Annotated in this window: 16 protein-coding genes; 4 read left to right on the forward strand and 12 right to left on the reverse strand. The window is 68.9% G+C overall.

Translation table 11 applies throughout. The features are described from left to right. Positions 1–17 precede the first annotated feature (17 nt). Entirely contained in the window at positions 18–347 is a 330-nt protein-coding gene (locus A5775_RS12885) for a PE-PGRS family protein (protein ID WP_067252824.1), read from the forward strand. Positions 348–359: 12 nt separating this feature from the next. On the opposite strand, the gene A5775_RS12890 is transcribed toward A5775_RS12885, so the two are convergent. Both A5775_RS12890 and A5775_RS12895 read right to left on the reverse strand, forming a co-directional pair. After that, on the reverse strand, positions 360–3587 hold the full coding sequence (locus A5775_RS12890; RefSeq protein WP_067252621.1) for a carboxyl transferase domain-containing protein: 3228 nt from the start codon (positions 3585–3587) through the stop codon (positions 360–362). Then, the gene (locus A5775_RS12895) at positions 3584–5125 is read right to left on the reverse strand and encodes a class I adenylate-forming enzyme family protein (RefSeq protein ID WP_197512543.1); all 1542 of its coding nucleotides are present in this window, start codon (positions 5123–5125) and stop codon (positions 3584–3586) included. The genes A5775_RS12890 and A5775_RS12895 overlap by 4 nt, the downstream gene beginning before the upstream one ends. 59 nt (positions 5126–5184) lie before the next feature. On the opposite strand from A5775_RS12895, the gene A5775_RS12900 reads away from it, so the two are divergent. Beyond that, positions 5185–5994 (forward strand): thioesterase family protein, encoded by an 810-nt coding sequence (locus A5775_RS12900; protein WP_067252827.1) that lies wholly within the window; start codon positions 5185–5187, stop codon positions 5992–5994. 17 nt (positions 5995–6011) lie between these two features. Here the strand turns inward: A5775_RS12900 and A5775_RS12905 are convergent, their stop codons facing one another. The 3 genes from A5775_RS12905 to dapB are packed head-to-tail and all read right to left on the reverse strand — an operon-like array spanning position 6012 to position 7669. Further along, positions 6012–6467, reverse strand: a complete 456-nt coding sequence (locus tag A5775_RS12905; protein ID WP_067252624.1) for a flavodoxin family protein — start codon at positions 6465–6467, stop codon at positions 6012–6014. Continuing rightward, entirely contained in the window at positions 6464–6919 is a 456-nt protein-coding gene (locus A5775_RS12910; RefSeq protein WP_067252625.1) for a hypothetical protein, read from the reverse strand. Before A5775_RS12910 ends, A5775_RS12905 begins: the two co-directional genes overlap by 4 nt. A gap of 12 nt (positions 6920–6931) precedes the next feature. Continuing rightward, the gene (dapB, locus tag A5775_RS12915; RefSeq protein ID WP_067252829.1) at positions 6932–7669 is read right to left on the reverse strand and encodes a 4-hydroxy-tetrahydrodipicolinate reductase; all 738 of its coding nucleotides are present in this window, start codon (positions 7667–7669) and stop codon (positions 6932–6934) included. A 104-nt stretch (positions 7670–7773) separates the two neighbouring features. On the opposite strand from dapB, the gene A5775_RS12920 reads away from it, so the two are divergent. Further along, positions 7774–9132, forward strand: a complete 1359-nt coding sequence (locus tag A5775_RS12920; protein WP_067252626.1) for an HNH endonuclease signature motif containing protein — start codon at positions 7774–7776, stop codon at positions 9130–9132. A 6-nt stretch (positions 9133–9138) separates the two neighbouring features. Here A5775_RS12920 and A5775_RS12925 read toward each other — a convergent pair whose 3' ends face one another. Both A5775_RS12925 and A5775_RS12930 read right to left on the reverse strand, forming a co-directional pair. Next, complete coding sequence (locus A5775_RS12925) at positions 9139–10227, reverse strand: dihydrodipicolinate reductase (protein ID WP_067252629.1); 1089 nt, start codon at positions 10225–10227, stop codon at positions 9139–9141. A 5-nt stretch (positions 10228–10232) separates the two neighbouring features. Further along, entirely contained in the window at positions 10233–11258 is a 1026-nt protein-coding gene (locus A5775_RS12930) for a Rieske 2Fe-2S domain-containing protein (RefSeq protein WP_067252631.1), read from the reverse strand. A gap of 120 nt (positions 11259–11378) precedes the next feature. Between A5775_RS12930 and A5775_RS12935 the strand changes: the two genes are divergently transcribed. Then, entirely contained in the window at positions 11379–12029 is a 651-nt protein-coding gene (locus A5775_RS12935; RefSeq protein ID WP_067252634.1) for a TetR/AcrR family transcriptional regulator, read from the forward strand. Between the two features lie 10 nt (positions 12030–12039). Here the strand turns inward: A5775_RS12935 and A5775_RS12940 are convergent, their stop codons facing one another. The 5 genes from A5775_RS12940 to A5775_RS12960 form a co-directional block, all read right to left on the reverse strand. After that, positions 12040–13116 (reverse strand): PDR/VanB family oxidoreductase, encoded by a 1077-nt coding sequence (locus tag A5775_RS12940; protein ID WP_067252636.1) that lies wholly within the window; start codon positions 13114–13116, stop codon positions 12040–12042. Positions 13117–13123: 7 nt separating this feature from the next. Continuing rightward, positions 13124–14875 (reverse strand): SDR family oxidoreductase, encoded by a 1752-nt coding sequence (locus A5775_RS12945; RefSeq protein ID WP_067252639.1) that lies wholly within the window; start codon positions 14873–14875, stop codon positions 13124–13126. A gap of 3 nt (positions 14876–14878) precedes the next feature. Continuing rightward, positions 14879–15787, reverse strand: a complete 909-nt coding sequence (locus tag A5775_RS12950) for a metal-dependent hydrolase (RefSeq protein ID WP_067252641.1) — start codon at positions 15785–15787, stop codon at positions 14879–14881. Positions 15788–15921: 134 nt separating this feature from the next. Next, positions 15922–17379 (reverse strand): NAD(P)/FAD-dependent oxidoreductase, encoded by a 1458-nt coding sequence (locus A5775_RS12955; RefSeq protein ID WP_067252644.1) that lies wholly within the window; start codon positions 17377–17379, stop codon positions 15922–15924. A gap of 24 nt (positions 17380–17403) precedes the next feature. Then, a complete protein-coding gene (locus A5775_RS12960) occupies positions 17404–17865 on the reverse strand; it encodes an SRPBCC family protein (protein WP_067252646.1) in 462 nt (153 codons plus the stop codon). Positions 17866–17958 lie beyond the last annotated feature (93 nt).

The following is a 17958-nucleotide window of genomic DNA, read 5'->3' on the forward strand; positions in this document are numbered from 1 at the left end:
TATCGAAATTGACACTCCTGAAACCGCTGGTCGTCGCCGGGGCTGTCGCTGCGGCTATCGCCGCCGCGCCCGCGGCCGCTGCTGACGTCTCCGTCGCCGGTCCAGCCGCCAACTCCCCCGCCCCGACCCACGTCACGTTCAAGCAAGACCCGGGCGGCGGCGGCTGTGACGCCAACGGAAACTGCGGCTCGGGCGGCCAATTCAACGGCCCCGGCGGCGGTCCGGGTGGCCAGGGTTGCGTCCCGGGCGTGGGCTGCGGCTCCGGCGGCCAGTTCGCCGGCCCCGGCGGCGTGCCGGGCGGGAACGGCTGCCTGCCGGGCGTCGGCTGCGGCTCCGGCCACGGATAATCGCTCAACCCCTCAGCCTCCCGAGAGCCTGGTGATCCAGGCCCGGGAGGCTGCCGGGTCGATGACGTCGTCCAGCTCGAACGTGGTGGCCGCGCGCAGCGCTTTGCCGTGCTCGTACGCGGCCGCCACCAGCCGATCGAAAAGGCTCTGGCGTTCTGCCGGGTCGGCGACCGCGGCCAGCTCTTTGCTGTAGCCGAGGCGCACAGCGCCCTCCAGGCCCATGCCACCGATCTCCCCGGTCGGCCAGGCGACGGTGAACTGGGGCGCGCGGAAGGAACCGCCGGCCATCGCCATCGCCCCGAGCCCGTATCCCTTGCGCAGGATGATCATTCCCAGCGGCACCGTCAGCCGCGCCCCCAGCACGAACATCCGGCCGAAGCGGCGAACCGCCGCCTGGGTCTCCGCATCGGGCCCCACCATGAACCCGGGGGTGTCGCAGAGCGAGATGACCGGCAGCCCAAACGATTCGCACAAGGTCAGGAAGTCGCCGGTCTTGTCGGCCGCCTCGGCGTCGATCGCGCCGCCCAGGTGGTGGGTGCTGTTGGCGATCAGACCGTACGGCGCCCCTTCGACGCGCACCAGCGCGGTGACGATGCCCACGCCGTAGTCTCCCCGCAGCTCTAGCACGGACCCGACGTCGACGATCGCCTCGATCGCCCGGTGGACATCGTAGGCACGTAACCTGTTCTGCGGCACCACATGCCGGGCCAGTCGCGGATCGGGTGCTTCCCACTCGCCCAGGTTGCCCTGAAAGTACGACAGGTACTGCTTGGCCAGCGCAACCGCGTGCGCCTCGTCCCGGGCGACCAGGCCGACCACGCCGTTGCGGCGCTGCACGCCGATCGGCCCGATCGCCTCCGGCGGGTACACGCCCAGTCCGCCGCCCTCGATCATCGCCGGGCCGCCCATCCCGATGTTGGCGTCCGGTGTTGCGATGATCACGTCGCAGACCCCGGCCAGCGCGGCGTTGCCGGCAAAGCATCGGCCGGACACGATCGACACCAGTGGCACCTCCCCGCGCAATCCGGCCAGCATCCGGAAGGTCGGCACGTCCAGCCCGGCGACGCCGCCGACGTCGGTGTCGCCCGGCCGGCCCCCGCCGCCCTCGGCGAACAGCATCACGGGCAGTCGTTTTCGCGCGGCCAGCTCGAAGGCGCGGTCGGTTTTGGCGTGGTTACGCATGCCTTGCGTGCCGGCCAGCACGGTGTAGTCGTAGGAGACCACGACGGCCTGGGCCGCGTCTCGCCCGAACCGGTCCGCGCCGATGGTCGCCAGGCCGGCGATCAGCCCGTCGGCCGGGGTGTTGACGATCAGGTCCTGTTCGGAACGCCGGCTGCGCTGCGCCGCGATCGCCAGCGCGCCGTATTCGACGAAGCTACCGGGATCGACCAGATCGGCGATGTTCTCCCGCGCGGTGCGGCGACCTTGCTGATGCCGCTTGGCGACCGCGGCCTGACGGCCCTCATCCAGCGTGAGCGCGTGGCGTTGCGTCACCTCGTCGAGGTCGGCGCGCGTCCGGTCCAGATCCAATGCAGCCGTGGATGCTTCGCCGTCAGCGCCCGCCTCCGTGCGGGTGAAGACCAGCAGCGGGTCTCCGGTCCCGACGACCTGTCCGGGCGTCACCAGATTCCGGACGGTCCGCAGCGCATCCGGTGCGACGAGCACATGCTGCATCTTCATCGCTTCCAGGACGACCAGCTGGCTGCCCGCTGCGTAGTCGGCCCCTTCGGGCGCCACCTCGACCACGGTGCCGGCCAGCTGCGCGCGCAGCGCGTCCTCGCCGGGATAGAGCTCGACCGCCGCCGCCTGGGGATCGCGCTGGTGAGACAGCGCGCCCGCCGCGAACCCGGGAAGGTTGTCGTCGAGGAAACCGGTGCTCACCCAACCGGATTCGACCCGGTCGTCGGACAGTAGCTCGCGGAGAAATCCGATGTTCGTGTGAATGCCCTCGATGCTGAACTCGGACAGTGCGGTACCGGCCTTGCGCACCGCCGCCCCCCACGACGTCCCGCGCACATGAACGACGACCTTGGCCAGCAGCGAGTCGTACTGTGGGCTCACGGTCAGCCCCGGCCGGCCATACGTGTCGACGCGCACGCCCGGACCGCTGGGCGGGGTGAACACCGTGAGCGTGCCCGCCGACGGCACCACCGAAAAGTCGGGCCCGAATGTCTCCATGTTGACCCTGAGCTGAATCGCGATACCGCGCTGGGTAGTCGGCTCGCCGATGACTTCGAGCCCGTCGGAAGCGATTCCGGCTGGCAGCCCCAGCTGATAGAACGACGTGCCGCCGGCGATCGCCAGCTGGACGGCCACCAGGTCCAGCCCGGTGGTTTCCTCGGTGACGGTGTGCTCCACTTGGATTCGTGGGTTGACTTCGAGAAAGACGAAGTCTTCGCCGGTGACCAGGAATTCCACCGTGGCCAGCCCGCGCAGGCCGACGCGGGCGCACAGCCGCACGGCCGCCTGGTGCAGCGCCCGGCGCAGGTCATCCGAAAGCCCTTGGGCAGGAGCTATTTCGACCAGCTTCTGGTAGCGGCGCTGGATGCTGCAGTCGCGGTCACCGACCGCCAGCGCATGCGTTTGGTGCCCGGCCGGCGCGGCGACGACCTGCACTTCGATGTGGCGGGCGTCGGTGAGCAGCGCCTCGGCGAACAGCGACGGATCACCGAACCCCAGCTGGGCTTCGGCGGCGCAGCGTTGATAGGCGTCGTCGATCTGATCGGCGCTGCGCACCTGACGCATTCCACGCCCGCCGCCGCCGGCGACGGCCTTGAGCATGACGCCGCCTTCCTGCGCGGCGAAGAAGGACTTGATGTCCGCGACGCTGCTCGCGCCCTCGGTCGCGGGCAGCACCGGCACGCCGGCGGCCATCGCGGCGCCGCGGGCCGCGGTCTTGTCGCCGAGCAACCCGAGCACCCCGGGGTCGGGCCCCACGAACGTGTAGCCACCCGCCGCGCACGCCGCGGCGAATGCGGCGTTCTCGCTGAGGAATCCGTAGCCGGGGTGGATCAGGTCCGCGCCGGAGGTCTTCGCCACCGCCAGTATGGCGGACTGGTCCAGGTAGGCCTGTGGGCCACCGCCGGGCAACCCGATCGCTTCGTCGGCGGCGTGCACGTGCGGGCTCTGCGCGTCGTCGTCGGCGTAGACCGCGATCGTGCGCATGCCCAGTTCTGTTGCGGTGCGGATGATTCGAAGCGCAATCTCGCCGCGATTGGCGACCAACAGGCTCGTGCTCATCGCAGCGGCTCCCCCCACTGCACCTGTTCGCGGAGCCTGGCCTTGAGCAGCTTGCCGCCGGCGTTGCGGGGCAACGCATTATCGACCACCGTGACATATTGCGGCACTTTGAAGTCGGCCAGCTGGCTGCGGCAGTGGTCGAGCACGGCCGGCACGTCGATTTCGTCGTCGCCGCCGAACAGCACCACCCCGACTTTCTCCCCCATGACGTCGTCGGCAACCCCGAGCACGCAGGCGTCCGCGACGCGGGGCGCGGCGAGCAGCACGGCCTCGACCTCGACACTGGAGACGTTCTCGCCCCCGCGGTTGATGATGTCCTTGAGCCGGTCGATGAGGTGCACCCTGCCCGCGTCGTCGACCCGCACCACGTCGCCGGTGTGCAGCCAGCCGCCCGCAAAGGTCGTTGCCGTGGCCTCGGAGGTCCTGGCCCGGTTCCAGTAGCCGGCGGTGACGTTGGCGCCCCGGGCCACCAGCTCACCCACGCCGGGCTCGTCCCCGAACGGGATCACCCCGAGGTCCACCGACGGGACCGCATACCCGACCGAATCGGCGTGGTCGATGGCGTCGCCGTCGGGAAGTACCGTCATCAGCGACGCCGTCTCCGTCATGCCATAGCCGTTGAACACGGTGGCGTGGCCGAACGCGTCCTTCACCGACCGCACCAGCGACGGGGCGATCGGGGCCCCGCCGTAGCCCACCCACCGGATCCCGGAGACGTCGACCCCATTAAATTCCTTGTGCCGCAACAATAGTGAATACACCGCCGGTACCGTCACCATGACCGATACCCGCTCGGCGCTCAGCGCGGCGATCAGCGCGCCGAGGTCCAGCGTGGGCATGATCACCGACGCTCCCCCGAGCCGGGCGGCGGCCAAAAGCTGTGAATTGCAACCCGTCACGTGGAACAGCGGAACCGAGATGAGCGTTCGCATCTCCTCACCCAGGTCCCGCGGCTGTTGCAGACAGCGGATCGCGTTCTCGGTGTTGGTCAGGAAAGCCTCGTGCGTGGTCGGCACCCCCTTGGGGTGGCCGGTGGTGCCCGAGGTGTAGAACAGGGCGGCCACGTCGGCGGGGCCGAGCTGCTCGGTGACGTATGGCTGCCCGTCGGGCAGCGCGGAGTCAGGCGACAGATCCAGCTGCGCACCGGCGTCGGACAGGACGAACTCGACCTCCGGTTGCGCCGAGCGCGTATTGACCGCCACCGCAACGCCACCGGCCATCACGGTGCCCCAGAACGCCAGCACCCAGTCGATCCCCGCGGGGTAGCGCAGCGCGACGCGATCACCGCGCTTCACCCCGGCCGCGCGCAGCCCGCCGGCCACGCGCGCCGCGCGGTCCCAGAGCTGCCGGTACGTCAGCCGGCCGCCGCCGAGCTCGACGACGGCCTCGCTGTTCGGACGGGTGTCGACGTGTCCGGCGAGCATGTCCAGCAGGGTGGCGGGCAGCTCGTCGTATCGCGGGATGCCGTCGCGGCCCCGGGACACGCCGGTCACCGGGAACGGGTTGCGCCCGCGCGAAATTTCGATCACTGGAGGCATGCCCGGTCCTTACTCTCCGGTGTCCTATCGTGATAGCGGTGACGAACGATTCCGCCATCATGCCCGAGGCGTTTTTCACGGTCGACGGCGACTCCTATATTCCGGGCACGTTGACGCAGGGGCCGTGGGGCGCGGCCATGGGCGGCCAGATCGTCGGCGGCCTGTTGGGTTGGGGCATAGAGCAATCCGGCATCGACCCGGACCTGCAGCCCGCCCGGTTCACCGTCGACCTGTTGCGCCCGGCCCTGATGCGGCCGGTGCAGATCCGGACGTCGGTGACGCGGGAGGGCCGGCGCATCAAGCTCGTCGACGGCGAGCTGGTGCAGAACGGCACGGTTGTCGCGCGGGCCAGCGCGCTGTTCCTGCGCCGCGGCGATCATCCCGACGGTCAGGTCTGGTCCTTTCCGGTCGAAATGCCTCCGCTGCCGACGTCCTCGGACGGCTTTCCGGCGGACATGCCGTTTCTCATCTGGGGGTACGGGGCGACTGTCGAGGGCAGTCCGGGCATCGCGGCCGGCGAGTGGGAACAGTCCGACTCGCAGAAGTTCGCGTGGGCCAGGCTCTTTCGGCCGATGGTGCAGGGCCACCCGCTCACCCCGTTCACCCGCCTGGCGTTCGTCGGCGACATCACGAGTTCGCTCACCCATTGGGGCACCGGCGGATTGCGCTACATCAACGCCGATTACACCGTCACCGCGAGCCGGCTGCCCGACGGCGAATTCCTCGGGCTGGCCGCCCAGAGCCATTACGGCGCGGCCGGGGTCGCCACCGGCGCGGCCACCCTGTTCGACCGGCACGGCCCGATCGGCACCAGCTCGGCGCTGGCGCTGGCCCAACCGGCCGACGCGTTCAAGCCGACCTACGCCTAGCTCCCCGAGGGTGCGACTCACTCCATCAGCTGGGCGGCGACCGTCGCCCCGAGCTCCCAGCACGCTTGCAGCTGCTCCTTGCTGGGCTTGCCCGAAACCACCACCGTTTCAGCGGCTTTGGACCAACCCAGTCCGGTCGTGATGGTGTCGACCGCGCGCTCTGCACCCTCGGTGCCCTCGTTGCCGTGCAGGTACAGCCCGAAGGGGCGCCCGCGAGTGGAGTCGAGCAGCTGGTAGTAGGAGCAGTCGAACGCATGCTTGAGGGCCCCGCTGATGTAACCCAGATTGGCCGGGGAGCCCAGCAGATATCCGTCGGCGCCCAGCATCTCGGCCGGCGAGACCGTCAGCGCCGGGCGGCGCAGCACCTCCACGCCCTCGATCTCGGGGTCGGTCGCACCGGAGACCACCGCCCCGAACATCTCGTGCGTGTGCGGCGACGGAGTGTGGTGCACGATCAGCAGCGTCTTGCTCATGGGTGGCCCTGCAGGTTGACGGCCGTCTTCATGGCCTCGCGGGCGCGCCGCCGATCCCCCGCGTAGTCGTACGCGCGGGCCAGCCGATACCAGCGCCGCCAGTCGTCGGGGTGGTCCTCCACCTCGGTGCGCACCGTGGCGAACAGCGCGTCGGCCGCGTCGCGCTGGATGCGCCCGGACGGCCGGCGCGGCAGCGCGCTGGTGTCCAATTCCATTCCGTCGTCGGCGATCAGGCGCGCGAGTCTCTGGTGCGCGAACCCGGCGCGCAGGGTGGCGATCATCGCCCACAGCCCGATCGCGGGAAGGATCAACACCGCAAGGCCGAGGCCGACGGCGGCGGCCCGGCCGGAGCCGATCATCGCGACGGCCACGCGCCCCAGCAGTACGAAGTACACCAACAGCGCGACGCACATGAAGGCGACGAGCAGTTGGGTGCGCAGCGCTTTGGTCATGGCAGATTCAGGTCATTGCAGGTTGAGCAGGGCCTCCAGGCCCACCGTCAGGCCGGGGTGTTCCGTGATGCGCCGCACCGCCAGCAGCACGCCGGGCACGAACGAGGTCCGGTCGAGGCTGTCGTGCCGGATGCTCAGCGTCTCCCCCTCGGTGCCGAACAAGATCTCCTGGTGCGCGACCAGCCCGGCCAGGCGCACCGAGTGCACCGGGATTCCGTCCACGTCGGCGCCCCGCGCGCCCGGCAGGCTGGTGCTGGTGGCGTCGGGGTTGGGCGGCAAGCCTTTTCGGGACTCGGCGATCAGTTTTGCGGTGCGCGTCGCGGTGCCGGACGGGGCGTCGGCCTTGTGCGGGTGATGCAGTTCGATCACCTCCGCCGAGTCGAAGAAGGGCGCCGCCTGCTTGGCGAAGTGCATCGAGAGCACCGCCCCGATGGCGAAGTTGGGCGCGATCAGCACCGATGCTTTCGGGTTCTCGGCAAGCCAGGCCTGCACCTGCTGCAGCCGTTCGGCGGTGAAACCCGTGGTGCCGACGACGGCGTGAATTCCGTTGCCGATGAGGAACTCCAGGTTGCCCATCACCACGTCGGGGTGGGTGAAGTCGATGACCGCCTCGGTGCCGCCGTCGGTCAGCAGGCTCAGCGGGTCACCGGCGTCCACCTCGGCGGACAGCGTCAGATCCTCGGCGGCCTGCACGGCGGTCACCATCGTCGATCCGACTTTTCCCTTGGCTCCCAGCACTCCCACTCGCATGGCCTTCACCCTAGACCGGGGCGAGTTATCCACAGTCCGCGGTTTATCCACAGTTGCCGCCCCTGCCCATGTCCCCCGGCGGTGGGAAGCCATAGAATTCGAACATGCATTCGATCGAAGTCCCGGCCGAGGTGGCCGCCGCCCTGGCCGCGCAGGACGCCGCCGACGCGGCGATCCGCGGGCTGAACTTCGATCGGTTGGATCCTGCCGTTCGGCTGCGCGTGCTCGAACGGATGGAGACCTCGCGCCGGACGCAGATCGCGGTCAGCCACGACGTGATCGCGGGCCTGGCAAAAGAGGACCCCGCGGCCATCGGCGGCCCGGCGCACCAGGTGGTCGCCGACTGGCTGCGGATCAGCTGCGCCGAGGCCTGCCGCCGGCTTCGCGACGCCAACCAGCTGTCGCCGCGACTGACCCTCACCGGTCAGGAGTTGCCGCCCGAGCTGTCGGCCACCGCCGTGGCGTGGCGCGACGGCATCCTCGACGGCCAGCACCTGCGGGTGATCCAGGCGTTTGTGCGCGACCTTCCGGAGTCCACACCCGTGGACAAGGTGGACAACGCCGAGCGATTCCTGGCCCGTGAAGCCGAGAAGTTACGCCCCGACCAGCTGCAGAAACTCGCGCACCGCTACGCGCTGTCGATCAACCCCGACGGGAAATTCTCCGACGCCGACCGCTCCCGCCAGCGCGGCTTCACCTGGTGCGGTCAGCGCGGCGACGGCATGAGCATCGGGAAACTGATCGCCTCCCCGGAGCTGCGCGCCAACTTCGATGCGTGGCTGTCCCGCTTCGCGGCGCCCGGGATGTGCAACCCGGATGACGAAACACCCTGTGTCGACGGCGAACCCGATGACGAGTGCGCGCGCCGAGACACGCGCAATCCCTCCCAGCGCCAGCACGACGCCCTCAACGCCCTGGTGCGCGGCCAGCTGGGCGATCCGAAACTCGGCCGGCACAACGGCTTGCCGGTGGCCGTGATCGTGTCGACCACGCTGCAGGAGCTGACGTCGGGCACCGGGCGGGCGGTGACCGGTGGCGGAACGCTGCTACCGATGCGCGACGTGATCCGGATGGGTCGCCACTCCTACCACTATCTCGTCGTGTTCGACGAACATTCAAGTCGCCCATTGTATCTCGGCCGGTCGCGGCGTATCGCCTCAGCGGATCAGCGCGTCGTCCTGTACACGCACGACCGCGGCTGCACCCATCCCGGCTGCGACGCACCCGGCTATTGGTGCGAGGTGCATCACCTGAGCGAATGGGCAGCCGGCGGCATGACCGATGCCGACAACCTCACCTTCGCCTGCGCGCCACACCACAAGCTGGTCGAAAAGGGCTGGCGCACAAGGAAGAATTCCGGTGGTGACACCGAGTGGATACCGCCGCCGCGATTGGACCGCGGGGTCCGCACCAACGACTATCACCACCCCGAGCGCGGCATCGGCGACCGCGCCGGACCCTGACCCGGCCTACGTGACGAACCGCCCGGCGAAGCCGCGCAGCGGCAGGTCCGCGCTCGTGATGAGCCCCGGCGGCGCCGCGATCACCGACTTGATCGCGGCGAGGGCGGGCATGCCGGTGACGGTCATGCCGATGGAGGCGAAATTCTCCGGGTTGGACAGGTCGACGCCGGGCTTGGGAAAGATCATGTGCTTGTTGTAGACGCACGGGTCGCCCTTGATCTGGGTGATGTAGCAGCCCTTGATGTTCCAGCTGGGATCGGTGTGCGGGGTCATCTGCCATTCCAGGTGCGTCTCGACCCGGGGCACGCCGTCGACCATGCCTTGATACTTGATGTAGTTGCCGCCCAGCGAACCCTTGGGCAGCGTGTACCAGCCCAGGTCGACGTCCTTGGTGCAGGCGCCCAGCTCGTAACTGAACTTGACCTCGTCGAGCGGCAGGTCGAAGCAGTCGGCCATCATGTACACGCTGTCGGCGAAGACGCGGGTGTACTTCTCGAGCTTCGACGGGATCTCGGGATCGTCGACCGGCTGGCCGTAGCCCACCTCGATCCAGGTGTCCTTGGAATGGTGGCACGACACGTCGACCGACTCAATGGTGGTGATGTTCTCGATGTCGGCGACATCGGCCGAGCACACCACGCCCAGGATCTGGTTCAGCCCCGGGTTCATTCCGGTGCCGTAGAACGTCGCACCGCCCTTTTCGCAGGCCTCGGCCAGCAGCTGGCTCACCGGCTTGCCCGACAGATGCGGGTGGTTCGTGTCGCGATGCCAGCCGGTGATCCAGTCCGCGGTGGTGACGATATCGATGCCCGCCTCGAGCACTGTGACGTAGAGGTCCTCGTCGGGGAACACGCCGTGGAAGGTCAACACGTCCGGCTTGGCGGCGATGATCTCCTCGATGGTCCCGGTGAACACCACCCCGTTGGCGCCCACGCCGGCGAACTCCCCGGTGTCCTTGCCCACCTTCTCCGGCGAATAGCAGTGCACGCCAATGAGTTCGAGGTCGGGCTGGGTGGCGATCCGCTTGATCATCTCCGAACCGACGTTTCCGCTTCCGACCTGGAAGACGCGGATCGGTCCAGCGGGTGCATTCATGCGATTCAGCCTTTCTGGGACGCTGCGTAGACTTCGGCGGCGCTGCCGCCGATGCCATCGGGATAGAACTGCTTGGCCCACTGGCGGATCGCCGTGAAGCCCTCGTACTCGTCGGTGGCCAGTGCGGGTGGATCCGAATACCGTTGGTGCCGCCAGATTTCGATGTCCTGGGTGAACTGGCGGATCACTTCCTGCCCGAATTCGGCCGCCTTGAGTTCGGCGCGGTCCGATTCGTTGCCCGGCACCCGGCCGATGTAGACCATGAAGCGCACATCGGAGGTGCGATCGTCCACCGGGGTGATCGCCGAGATGGTGCGGTTGTCGATCATGCCCCAGCTCTTGGTCACCGCGATCCCCAGTCCGCCGTTGATGGCCTGCACGCCGCTGTTGACGTCCTCGATCCGCTGGCCGTCGTCACCTTCGAAGGTGATGGTGAAGTCGACGTAGGACACCGGCTCGGCGAAATCGTGGCGGGTGAACACGGGCACGATCGGCGTGTTGTGCACGTACTTGAAGTGCGCGAAGTCAACCCCGTTCTCCAGCACGTACTGCGGGTGCATTTCCAGGGTCTCCCGGTACAGCCGTTGCTGCGGGTAGTAATCGTCGGCGCTGCTGCCGTCGTTGAAGGCGGCGAACACGTCCGGCGGGTCGAAGTAGGGTTCGCGGCGCTGTACGTCGTGCCAGATGTAGACCGACGCATTGCGCTCCACCACCGGGTAGGTGCGCATGCGCCGGCCGCGGTTGGGCCGGTCCTGGTACGGGATGCAGACGTTGCGGCCCTCCTGGCTCCACTGCCAGCCGTGGAACGGGCACTGCAGCACCTCGCCGACGACCTTGCCGCCGTACCCGAGGTGCGCGCCGAGGTGCTCGCAGTAGGCGTTCATCACCGTGAGCTGTCCCGATTCCGCGCGCCAGGCGACCATCTCGGAGTCGAAGTACTTCATCGTGTGCACGTCGCCGACGCCGATCTCGTCGGACCAGGCGACCTGGAACCAGCCGGTCGGCTTCATCGACAACGGCGGTTTAGCCATCGAGCCCTGCCATATGAGCTGCCCTCCCTCGGGTACGAATATAAGCCGCGCCAACAGGAAATCAAAGTACCCTCTATGAAACTCCTCATCCCGCCCGGCCCGAGTGGATAGGATCACCCAATGACGCGCCCACGCAGCGGAGCCGGGATCGCGGGCCGGCGCCCCAATCGGCGTGGTCATGCGACCCGCGAAAGCATGCTCGAGGCCGCGCTGCGCTCGCTGGCCTCCGGCGAGCCCGGCTCGGTATCGGCCAACCGGATCGCCAAGGACATCGGCGCCACCTGGGGGGCGGTGCAGTACCAGTTCGGCGACACCGACGGCTTCTGGGCCGCGGTGTTGCACCGCACCGCGGAGCGGCGTGCCGCGACGTTCTCGACGCTGACGACACCGATCTCGCCGGAGGCGCCGCTGCGCGAACGCGTCGGCGCCATCATCGACACCCTCTACAGCGGCCTGGCGTCGCCGGATTCGCGCGCGATCGAAAACCTGCGGGCCGCGCTGCCGCGCGATCCCGACGAGCTCGAACGGCTCTACCCGCGCACGGCCGCCGAGCTGTTTTCCTGGGGCAAAAGCTGGCTGGAGACCTGCCAGCACGCGTTCGCCGGTCTGGCCGTCGACCCGGACCGGGTCCGCGAGGTGGCCGCCCTGATTCCCGCCGCGATGCGCGGTCTGGTGTCGGAACGCCAGTTGGGTTCCTACGCCGACCTCGACATGGCGCGCCGGGGCCTGACCAACGCGCTGGCCTCCTACCTGGAGCAGTCCCGGCCGTAACGCCACCGGCTCAGGCGTCGATGACCACCCGCCCGCCGTCGGCCCGCGAGACGCACACCAGCATGCCGTCGTCCCCGGGCGAGGCACGCCCGCGGTGATCTACCTGTCCGGCAAGCACTTTGACCCTGCAGGTGCCGCAGAACCCCTGCCGGCACGAGTAGGGGGTCGTCGGGTCGCGATCGAGCATGACCTCGAGTGCGGTCCGATTCGCCGGCACGCTGAGCACCTGCCGTGATCGCGCGAGCTCCAACTCGAACGGAACCCCGTCGATCACCGGCGCCGGGCTGAACCGCTCGTAATGCAAAGGCGCGCCGGCATGTTGGCTGCGGGCGACCCGGACCGCCTCGAGCATGGCCGCCGGCCCGCACACGTAGACGGCGGTCGCCGGGCCGGCGCCGGCCAGCAGCTCCGCCACGGTCGGGAAGCGGCCGCGCTCGTCGTCGGCCCACACCGTCACCCGGTCCGGGGCCACCGACACCACCTCGTCGAGCAGCGGCATGTACTCGCGGCTGCGGCCGGTATAGATTGCGCGCCAATCGATCCCGCGCTGCGCGGCGGCGAGGATCATCGGCAGGATGGGGGTCACCCCGATGCCGCCGATGACGAACAGCACGTCGTGCTCGGCCGTGCCGAGATAAAACGCGTTGCGCGGGCCTTCGAACTCGCACGTGTCGCCCACGCCGAACGCGTCGTGCATCTCGATGGATCCACCGCCGCCGTCGGCGATCCGACGAACCGCGATGCGGTAGTCGGTGCGCCGCCCGGGCGGACCGCACAGCGAGTACTGCCGGCGCCGGCCCGAGGGCAACAGGACGTCGATGTGCCCGCCGGGCGTCCAGGAGGGAAGCAGCCCGCCGTCGGGGTCGGCCAACGTGAGCGCGACGACGTCGGGCGCGACGAGCTCGCGCTTGGTGACGACCGCGGTCAGCTTGCGCTGCACCGGCTTCACCCGCGAGGGCTCCCACCGCGACACCGAGGCGAATCCCTCGAACACCGCGCGGATTCCCCACAGCAACGACCCAAAGCGGTCGTGGTCGCGCCGCCCGTACAGGTCGGCGGGCCTGCTGGCCCAAATGCTTTCCGGCACCGGTCCCCTACCTCTGTCGAATGTCCAAGCGCGCGAATAGCCGGACCGCCCCCGGGCTGATGCGCCGCATCGCGTAGCCGATCCTGGATTCGGCGGCGATAGGCAGCACGGCCGGACCGGTCTTGATGGCCTTGACGATCGCCTTGGCGGTCGCCTCGGGGGTGAAATTGCGGCGCCGGTAGGCGGCGTCGGCCTTGCCCCGCGCCCGCTCCTGCTGCTGCGCGCTCATCCCGGCGTAGATCGTGCTCTTGGCGATGTTGGTGTTGACGAAACCCGGGCACACCGCGGTGACGCTGATGCCCTCGTCGGCGAAGTCGGCCCGCAGCGATTCGCTGAGCGCCAGCACCGCCGCCTTGGTGGTGCTGTAGGCGACCATGGATTTCGACGGCAGGTAGGCCGCCGCCGAGGCCACGTTGATGATCGTGCCGCCCTCGCCGCGCTCGACCATCTGCGCGCCGAAGGCCCGGCTGCCGGAGATGACGCCGCCGACGTTCACCCCCATGATGTCTTCCCAATTCGCGGAGCTGGTCTCCAGGAACCGGCCCGCCATCCCGATGCCGGCGTTGTTCACCAGGATGTCGACCACCCCGTGCTCGCTACGCACTTGCGCCGCAAGGTTATCCATCGCGTCCTCGTCGCTGACGTCGACCTGGTAGACCGCGGCCTCGGCCCCTGCGGCGCGGACCGCGTCGGCGGTGTCGTCGGCGGCGCCGCGATCACGGTCGACGAGCACGACCTTGCGGGCGCCGCACCGGGCCAATTCCATCGCGGTGGCCCTGCCGATGCCGGCGCCGGCCCCGGTGACCAGCGCGAGTTTGCCGCGCACCTCGCGCCGTTCGCCACGCACCTCGGACGCGCCGGGGCCGCCGGCGACGCCCCCATCGACCCACTCGGCCGTCAGCCGGGCGACGACGTCGGGACGCGACGTCACCACCCAGTGCCCGCCCTCGATCGCAATCACCCTGGCGCCGTCGGGAATTGCGCCGGTGAAGCGTTGCAGCGCGGGCGTGACGAAGACGTCGCGGCGCGGGACCAAGGTCTGCACGGCGACGGTGGTCGTCGGCAGCTGCGGACCCGGCGCCAGCATGGGCGCGGGCATGTTCTGCCGGTACAGGTTGAGCCCGTTGACATAGTCGGTGACCGAGCGCATGGTTTCGTGGCGCTGGCTGCGGGTGCTCGAGCGGCCGATCCGCTCGACGGCCTCAACGACTTTGACGCCGATCCGGGAGCGAAACGACAATTCCGGCACTCCAGGGCACAAGAAGAAGCCGATGTAGCCCGACGAGATCAGCTGTCTGGCAACCTGGGCCACGGCCCGGGGCGTGCGCGCGGACCGCAGAAACGCCCCGGCGTACTGCAGGTGCGGGCCCGAGATCGACGTGAACGACGCCACCTTGCGCATCACCGAATCGTCGGTGACCGCCGCCCACGCCTGAATCGAACCCCAGTCGTGGCCCAGCAGGTGCACCCGCTCGACGCCCAGGCTGTCGATCACCGCATCGATGTCGGAGATCAGTTGTGCGAACAGGTACCCGGAACGCTCTGCGGGAGAAGACGATTCACCCGCGCCGCGCACGTCGTAGGCGACGAAGTTGTAGGGGCGGCCGGCCAGCTCCCGGGCCACGCCGTCCCAGACATGGTGGTTGTCCGGAAAACCGTGAATCGCCAGGATGGTTGGGCGCGCCGGGTCGATGTCGGTGTAGCGGTGCACGGCCAGCGTGACGCCGTCGCTGGCGGTGAGGCTCGACGTCGTGGTCATGGGTCAGTGCGAGGCCCGCGCGGCGGGTGAGACGGCCAGGTAGTCGACGGCCAGCCCCAGCCCGCCGAGCTGCGAGGGGTGAAAGCCCGGCCGGTAGTAGTTTCCGATCGCCCGCACGAATCGCCGCGGCCCGGGCACCAGACCGCGGCGTGCCGAGCGGAAGTAATCCCGCCAGCGCGGCTTGGTGCGCGCAGGCAGACACGGATCCAGCGAGTACATGAACCGCACCCCGCGAATCCACAGCAGCAGCATGGCGGGCGACACGAACAGCTGGGCGCGGACCTGTCGCCAGTACCCGGCCCGCAGATGCTTCATGGTGTCGAAGGCCACCGCCTTGTGCTCGACTTCTTCGGCGCCGTGCCAGCGCAGCATGTCCAGCATCACGGGATCGGTGCCGATCGCGTCGTGCGCCGGCGAGTCGAGAATCCACTCGCCCAAGATGGCGGTGTAGTGCTCGATGGCCGAGATCAGCGACACCTGCTCGAGCAGCCAGCTCTGCTGGCGGCGCTGGCTCCAGTGGGGCCGGGGCCCGAGCAGCTTGTCGAACAGCCACTTGATCTGGCCGGTGTAGGGGCTCAGGTCGATGCCCCGTGCGGCGAAGTGGGCGAGCACGTTGGCGTGCGCCTGGGAATGCACCGCCTCCTGACCGATGAACCCCTGGACGTCCAGCCGCAGCTGGTCGTCTTTGATCAGCGGCAACGTCTTCTTGAACACCTCGACGAAGAACTCCTCGCCCGCGGGCAGCAGCAGGTGCAGGACGTTGAGGACGTGGGTGGCGAAGGGCTCACCCGGCACGTAGTGGAACGGCAGCGTCGCCCAATCGAAGTGCACGTCACGCGCCTCGAGGACCAGTCGCTCGTGGTCCAGCGACGCGTCGTGCGGGCCCGCGGCCTGGTCGTCGACGGTCAGCATGATGGCCCCCTACCTCGGCGTTTAGCCCTGGATCACTGTCTTTCCGGTGGATGTTGCGCGCCGCAAGTATAGTTGCGCGACCAAGTATGCGAAACCGCCGGTACCGGGTTTTGTGCGTTTGGTCCGCGGGTGATTCAGGGCGCGGTCGGGCGCAGGTCGTACTTTTCCGGATCGGTGTTGGCCAGCATCGCGCGATGGTCGGCCGGCGTGAAGGGCCACACCTCGGGCACGCCGTCCTTGTTGAGGTACCAGCTGTCGCAGCCGGTGGTCCACACGGTGTCCGGCATCGCCGCGCGCAGTCCGGCGTTGTAGCTGTCGGTCGCCGACGGCGTCGGCTCGACGGTGTCGAATTCCCTTCGGCGCCAACGCTGGATCCACCGCAGGATGTGATCGGCCTGCGATTCGGCGACGGTCGTGAGAGCCAGGTTGCCCACCGGGCTGTGCGGCCCCAGCATCATGAAGAAGTTGGGGAAGCCCGGCATCGCGACGGTCTGGTAGGCCCGCGGGCCGTCGCGCCACAGATCGTCGGCGGCGATCCCGTCCCGGCCGGTCAGCCGCATCGGCCGGAAGAACGCGTGGGTGTCGAATCCGGTGGCGAGCACGATGATGTCCACTTCGTGCAGGACGCCGTCGTCGGTCACGATGCCGCGCGGCTCCACATGGTCGATACCGGCGGTGACCAGGTCGACGTCGTCGCGCTGCATCGCGCGGTAGAAGCCGCCCGACATCACCAGCCGTTTGCACATCGGCGTGTAGTCGGGGGTCAGCGCCCGGCGCAGCTGGGGGTCGCGGACCTCACGGAGGCTGGCACGGCACAGCGCTGCCATGATCTTTCGGCGGACACCGGGTTTGGTCAGCCCCACCGCGAAGAGGTCGAAGACCGCGCTGTAGCCCCGATACGCCATCCGGTCGAGCCACGGAAATCTGTTCCGGGTGACGCCGGTGAACCTGGTGTAGCGCGGATTGGGCAGCTTGAGCACCCATTGCGCCGTGCGCTGGAACAGCATCACCCTGCCCGCCACGCCGGCCAGGCCGCAGACGAGTTGCACACCCGTCGACCCGTTGCCGATGATCGCGATCCGGCTGCCGCCCAGCCCGACGGAATGGTCCCAGCGCGCCGAGTGAAAGACACGGCCGCCGAAGTCGTCCAGGCCGGCGATCGAGGGCACCCGGGGATGATGCAACACGCCGGTGGCCGTGATCAGGAAGTCCGCCGCGCACTGGGCCCCGGCGGCGGTGCGCAACCGCCAGCGGCCGTTCTCGAAACGGGCATCGGTGATTTCGGTGCCGAACCGGATGCGGTCCCGCAGGGCGAACTTGTCCGCGATGCCCCGGAAGTAGTCCTGGATTTCGCCGCCCGGCGAGAACATGCGCGTCCAGTGCGGGTTGGTGGCGAACGTGTACTGATAGACCCGCGAAGGTACGTCGCAGGTCAGGCCCGGATAAGTGTTGTCCCGCCAGGTGCCGCCCACCTCGTCGGCCTTCTCAAAGATGGTCACATCGGTAATCCCGCTGCGCAGCAAGGCAATCGCGACGCACAACCCGGACATGCCGGCTCCGACGACGGCTACGGCGGGATCGCGTCGCGTCATTGGAGAACTCCCGCGCCTCTTCGGCTACTCGGTTTCGGCGCGCTGTTTGAGCCGCTGCAGCGTGAGCCGGATGTGTTCGCTGTTGGCGGCCACCCGGTCGGTGACGCCGGTGGCTTTGCCGGCGACCTTGCGGAACCACCCGGGCCGGTGGTCCCAGGTGCTTTCGGTGACCTCGCAGCCGCCGTCCGCCGCGACGATGTCGTACTGCCAGCGGGCAATCGGAAGAACGGTGTGGGTCACGTCAAAAGCAAACCGTCGGCCCGGTTCCGCGTCGGTGACGGTGCATTTGGTGCTCCAGCGCCGACTACCGCTTTCGTTGCGGCCGGTGAACACCGCGCCTGGGGTCACCGCGTCACCTCTGCGCCACTCCATCGCCACCGCCTCCTCGGCCAGCGACGACAGGGTGGGCAGATCGGTGATGAGCCGGTACACCACGTCGGGGCGGGCATCGATGCGCACTGTGGCCGAAACGCAGGGGTCGGTCATCCGCCGATCATAGCCAGCGAGTGATGCGATGCACATCGATTGCGGCCCTTCCGAACTTTCTTCACACTTGAAAGGGCTTCACAATTGAAAGTG

The sequence above is a fragment of the Mycobacterium sp. 852002-10029_SCH5224772 genome, assembly GCF_001667315.1.
Classification (GTDB): domain Bacteria; phylum Actinomycetota; class Actinomycetes; order Mycobacteriales; family Mycobacteriaceae; genus Mycobacterium.

Excerpts from the sequence above, each read along its gene's own strand:
- A5775_RS12890 (WP_067252621.1), bottom strand. The coding sequence starts at position 3,587 with ATGAGCACGAGCCTGTTGGTCGCCAATCGCGGCGAGATTGCGCTTCGA.
- A5775_RS12895 (WP_197512543.1), bottom strand. The coding sequence starts at position 5,125 with ATGCCTCCAGTGATCGAAATTTCGCGCGGGCGCAACCCGTTCCCGGTG.
- A5775_RS12900 (WP_067252827.1), top strand. The coding sequence starts at position 5,185 with ATGCCCGAGGCGTTTTTCACGGTCGACGGCGACTCCTATATTCCGGGC.
- A5775_RS12905 (WP_067252624.1), bottom strand. The coding sequence starts at position 6,467 with ATGAGCAAGACGCTGCTGATCGTGCACCACACTCCGTCGCCGCACACG.
- A5775_RS12910 (WP_067252625.1), bottom strand. The coding sequence starts at position 6,919 with ATGACCAAAGCGCTGCGCACCCAACTGCTCGTCGCCTTCATGTGCGTC.
- dapB (WP_067252829.1), bottom strand. The coding sequence starts at position 7,669 with ATGCGAGTGGGAGTGCTGGGAGCCAAGGGAAAAGTCGGATCGACGATG.
- A5775_RS12920 (WP_067252626.1), top strand. The coding sequence starts at position 7,774 with ATGCATTCGATCGAAGTCCCGGCCGAGGTGGCCGCCGCCCTGGCCGCG.
- A5775_RS12925 (WP_067252629.1), bottom strand. The coding sequence starts at position 10,227 with ATGAATGCACCCGCTGGACCGATCCGCGTCTTCCAGGTCGGAAGCGGA.
- A5775_RS12930 (WP_067252631.1), bottom strand. The coding sequence starts at position 11,258 with ATGGCTAAACCGCCGTTGTCGATGAAGCCGACCGGCTGGTTCCAGGTC.
- A5775_RS12935 (WP_067252634.1), top strand. The coding sequence starts at position 11,379 with ATGACGCGCCCACGCAGCGGAGCCGGGATCGCGGGCCGGCGCCCCAAT.
- A5775_RS12945 (WP_067252639.1), bottom strand. The coding sequence starts at position 14,875 with ATGACCACGACGTCGAGCCTCACCGCCAGCGACGGCGTCACGCTGGCC.
- A5775_RS12950 (WP_067252641.1), bottom strand. The coding sequence starts at position 15,787 with ATGCTGACCGTCGACGACCAGGCCGCGGGCCCGCACGACGCGTCGCTG.
- A5775_RS12955 (WP_067252644.1), bottom strand. The coding sequence starts at position 17,379 with ATGACGCGACGCGATCCCGCCGTAGCCGTCGTCGGAGCCGGCATGTCC.
- A5775_RS12960 (WP_067252646.1), bottom strand. The coding sequence starts at position 17,865 with ATGACCGACCCCTGCGTTTCGGCCACAGTGCGCATCGATGCCCGCCCC.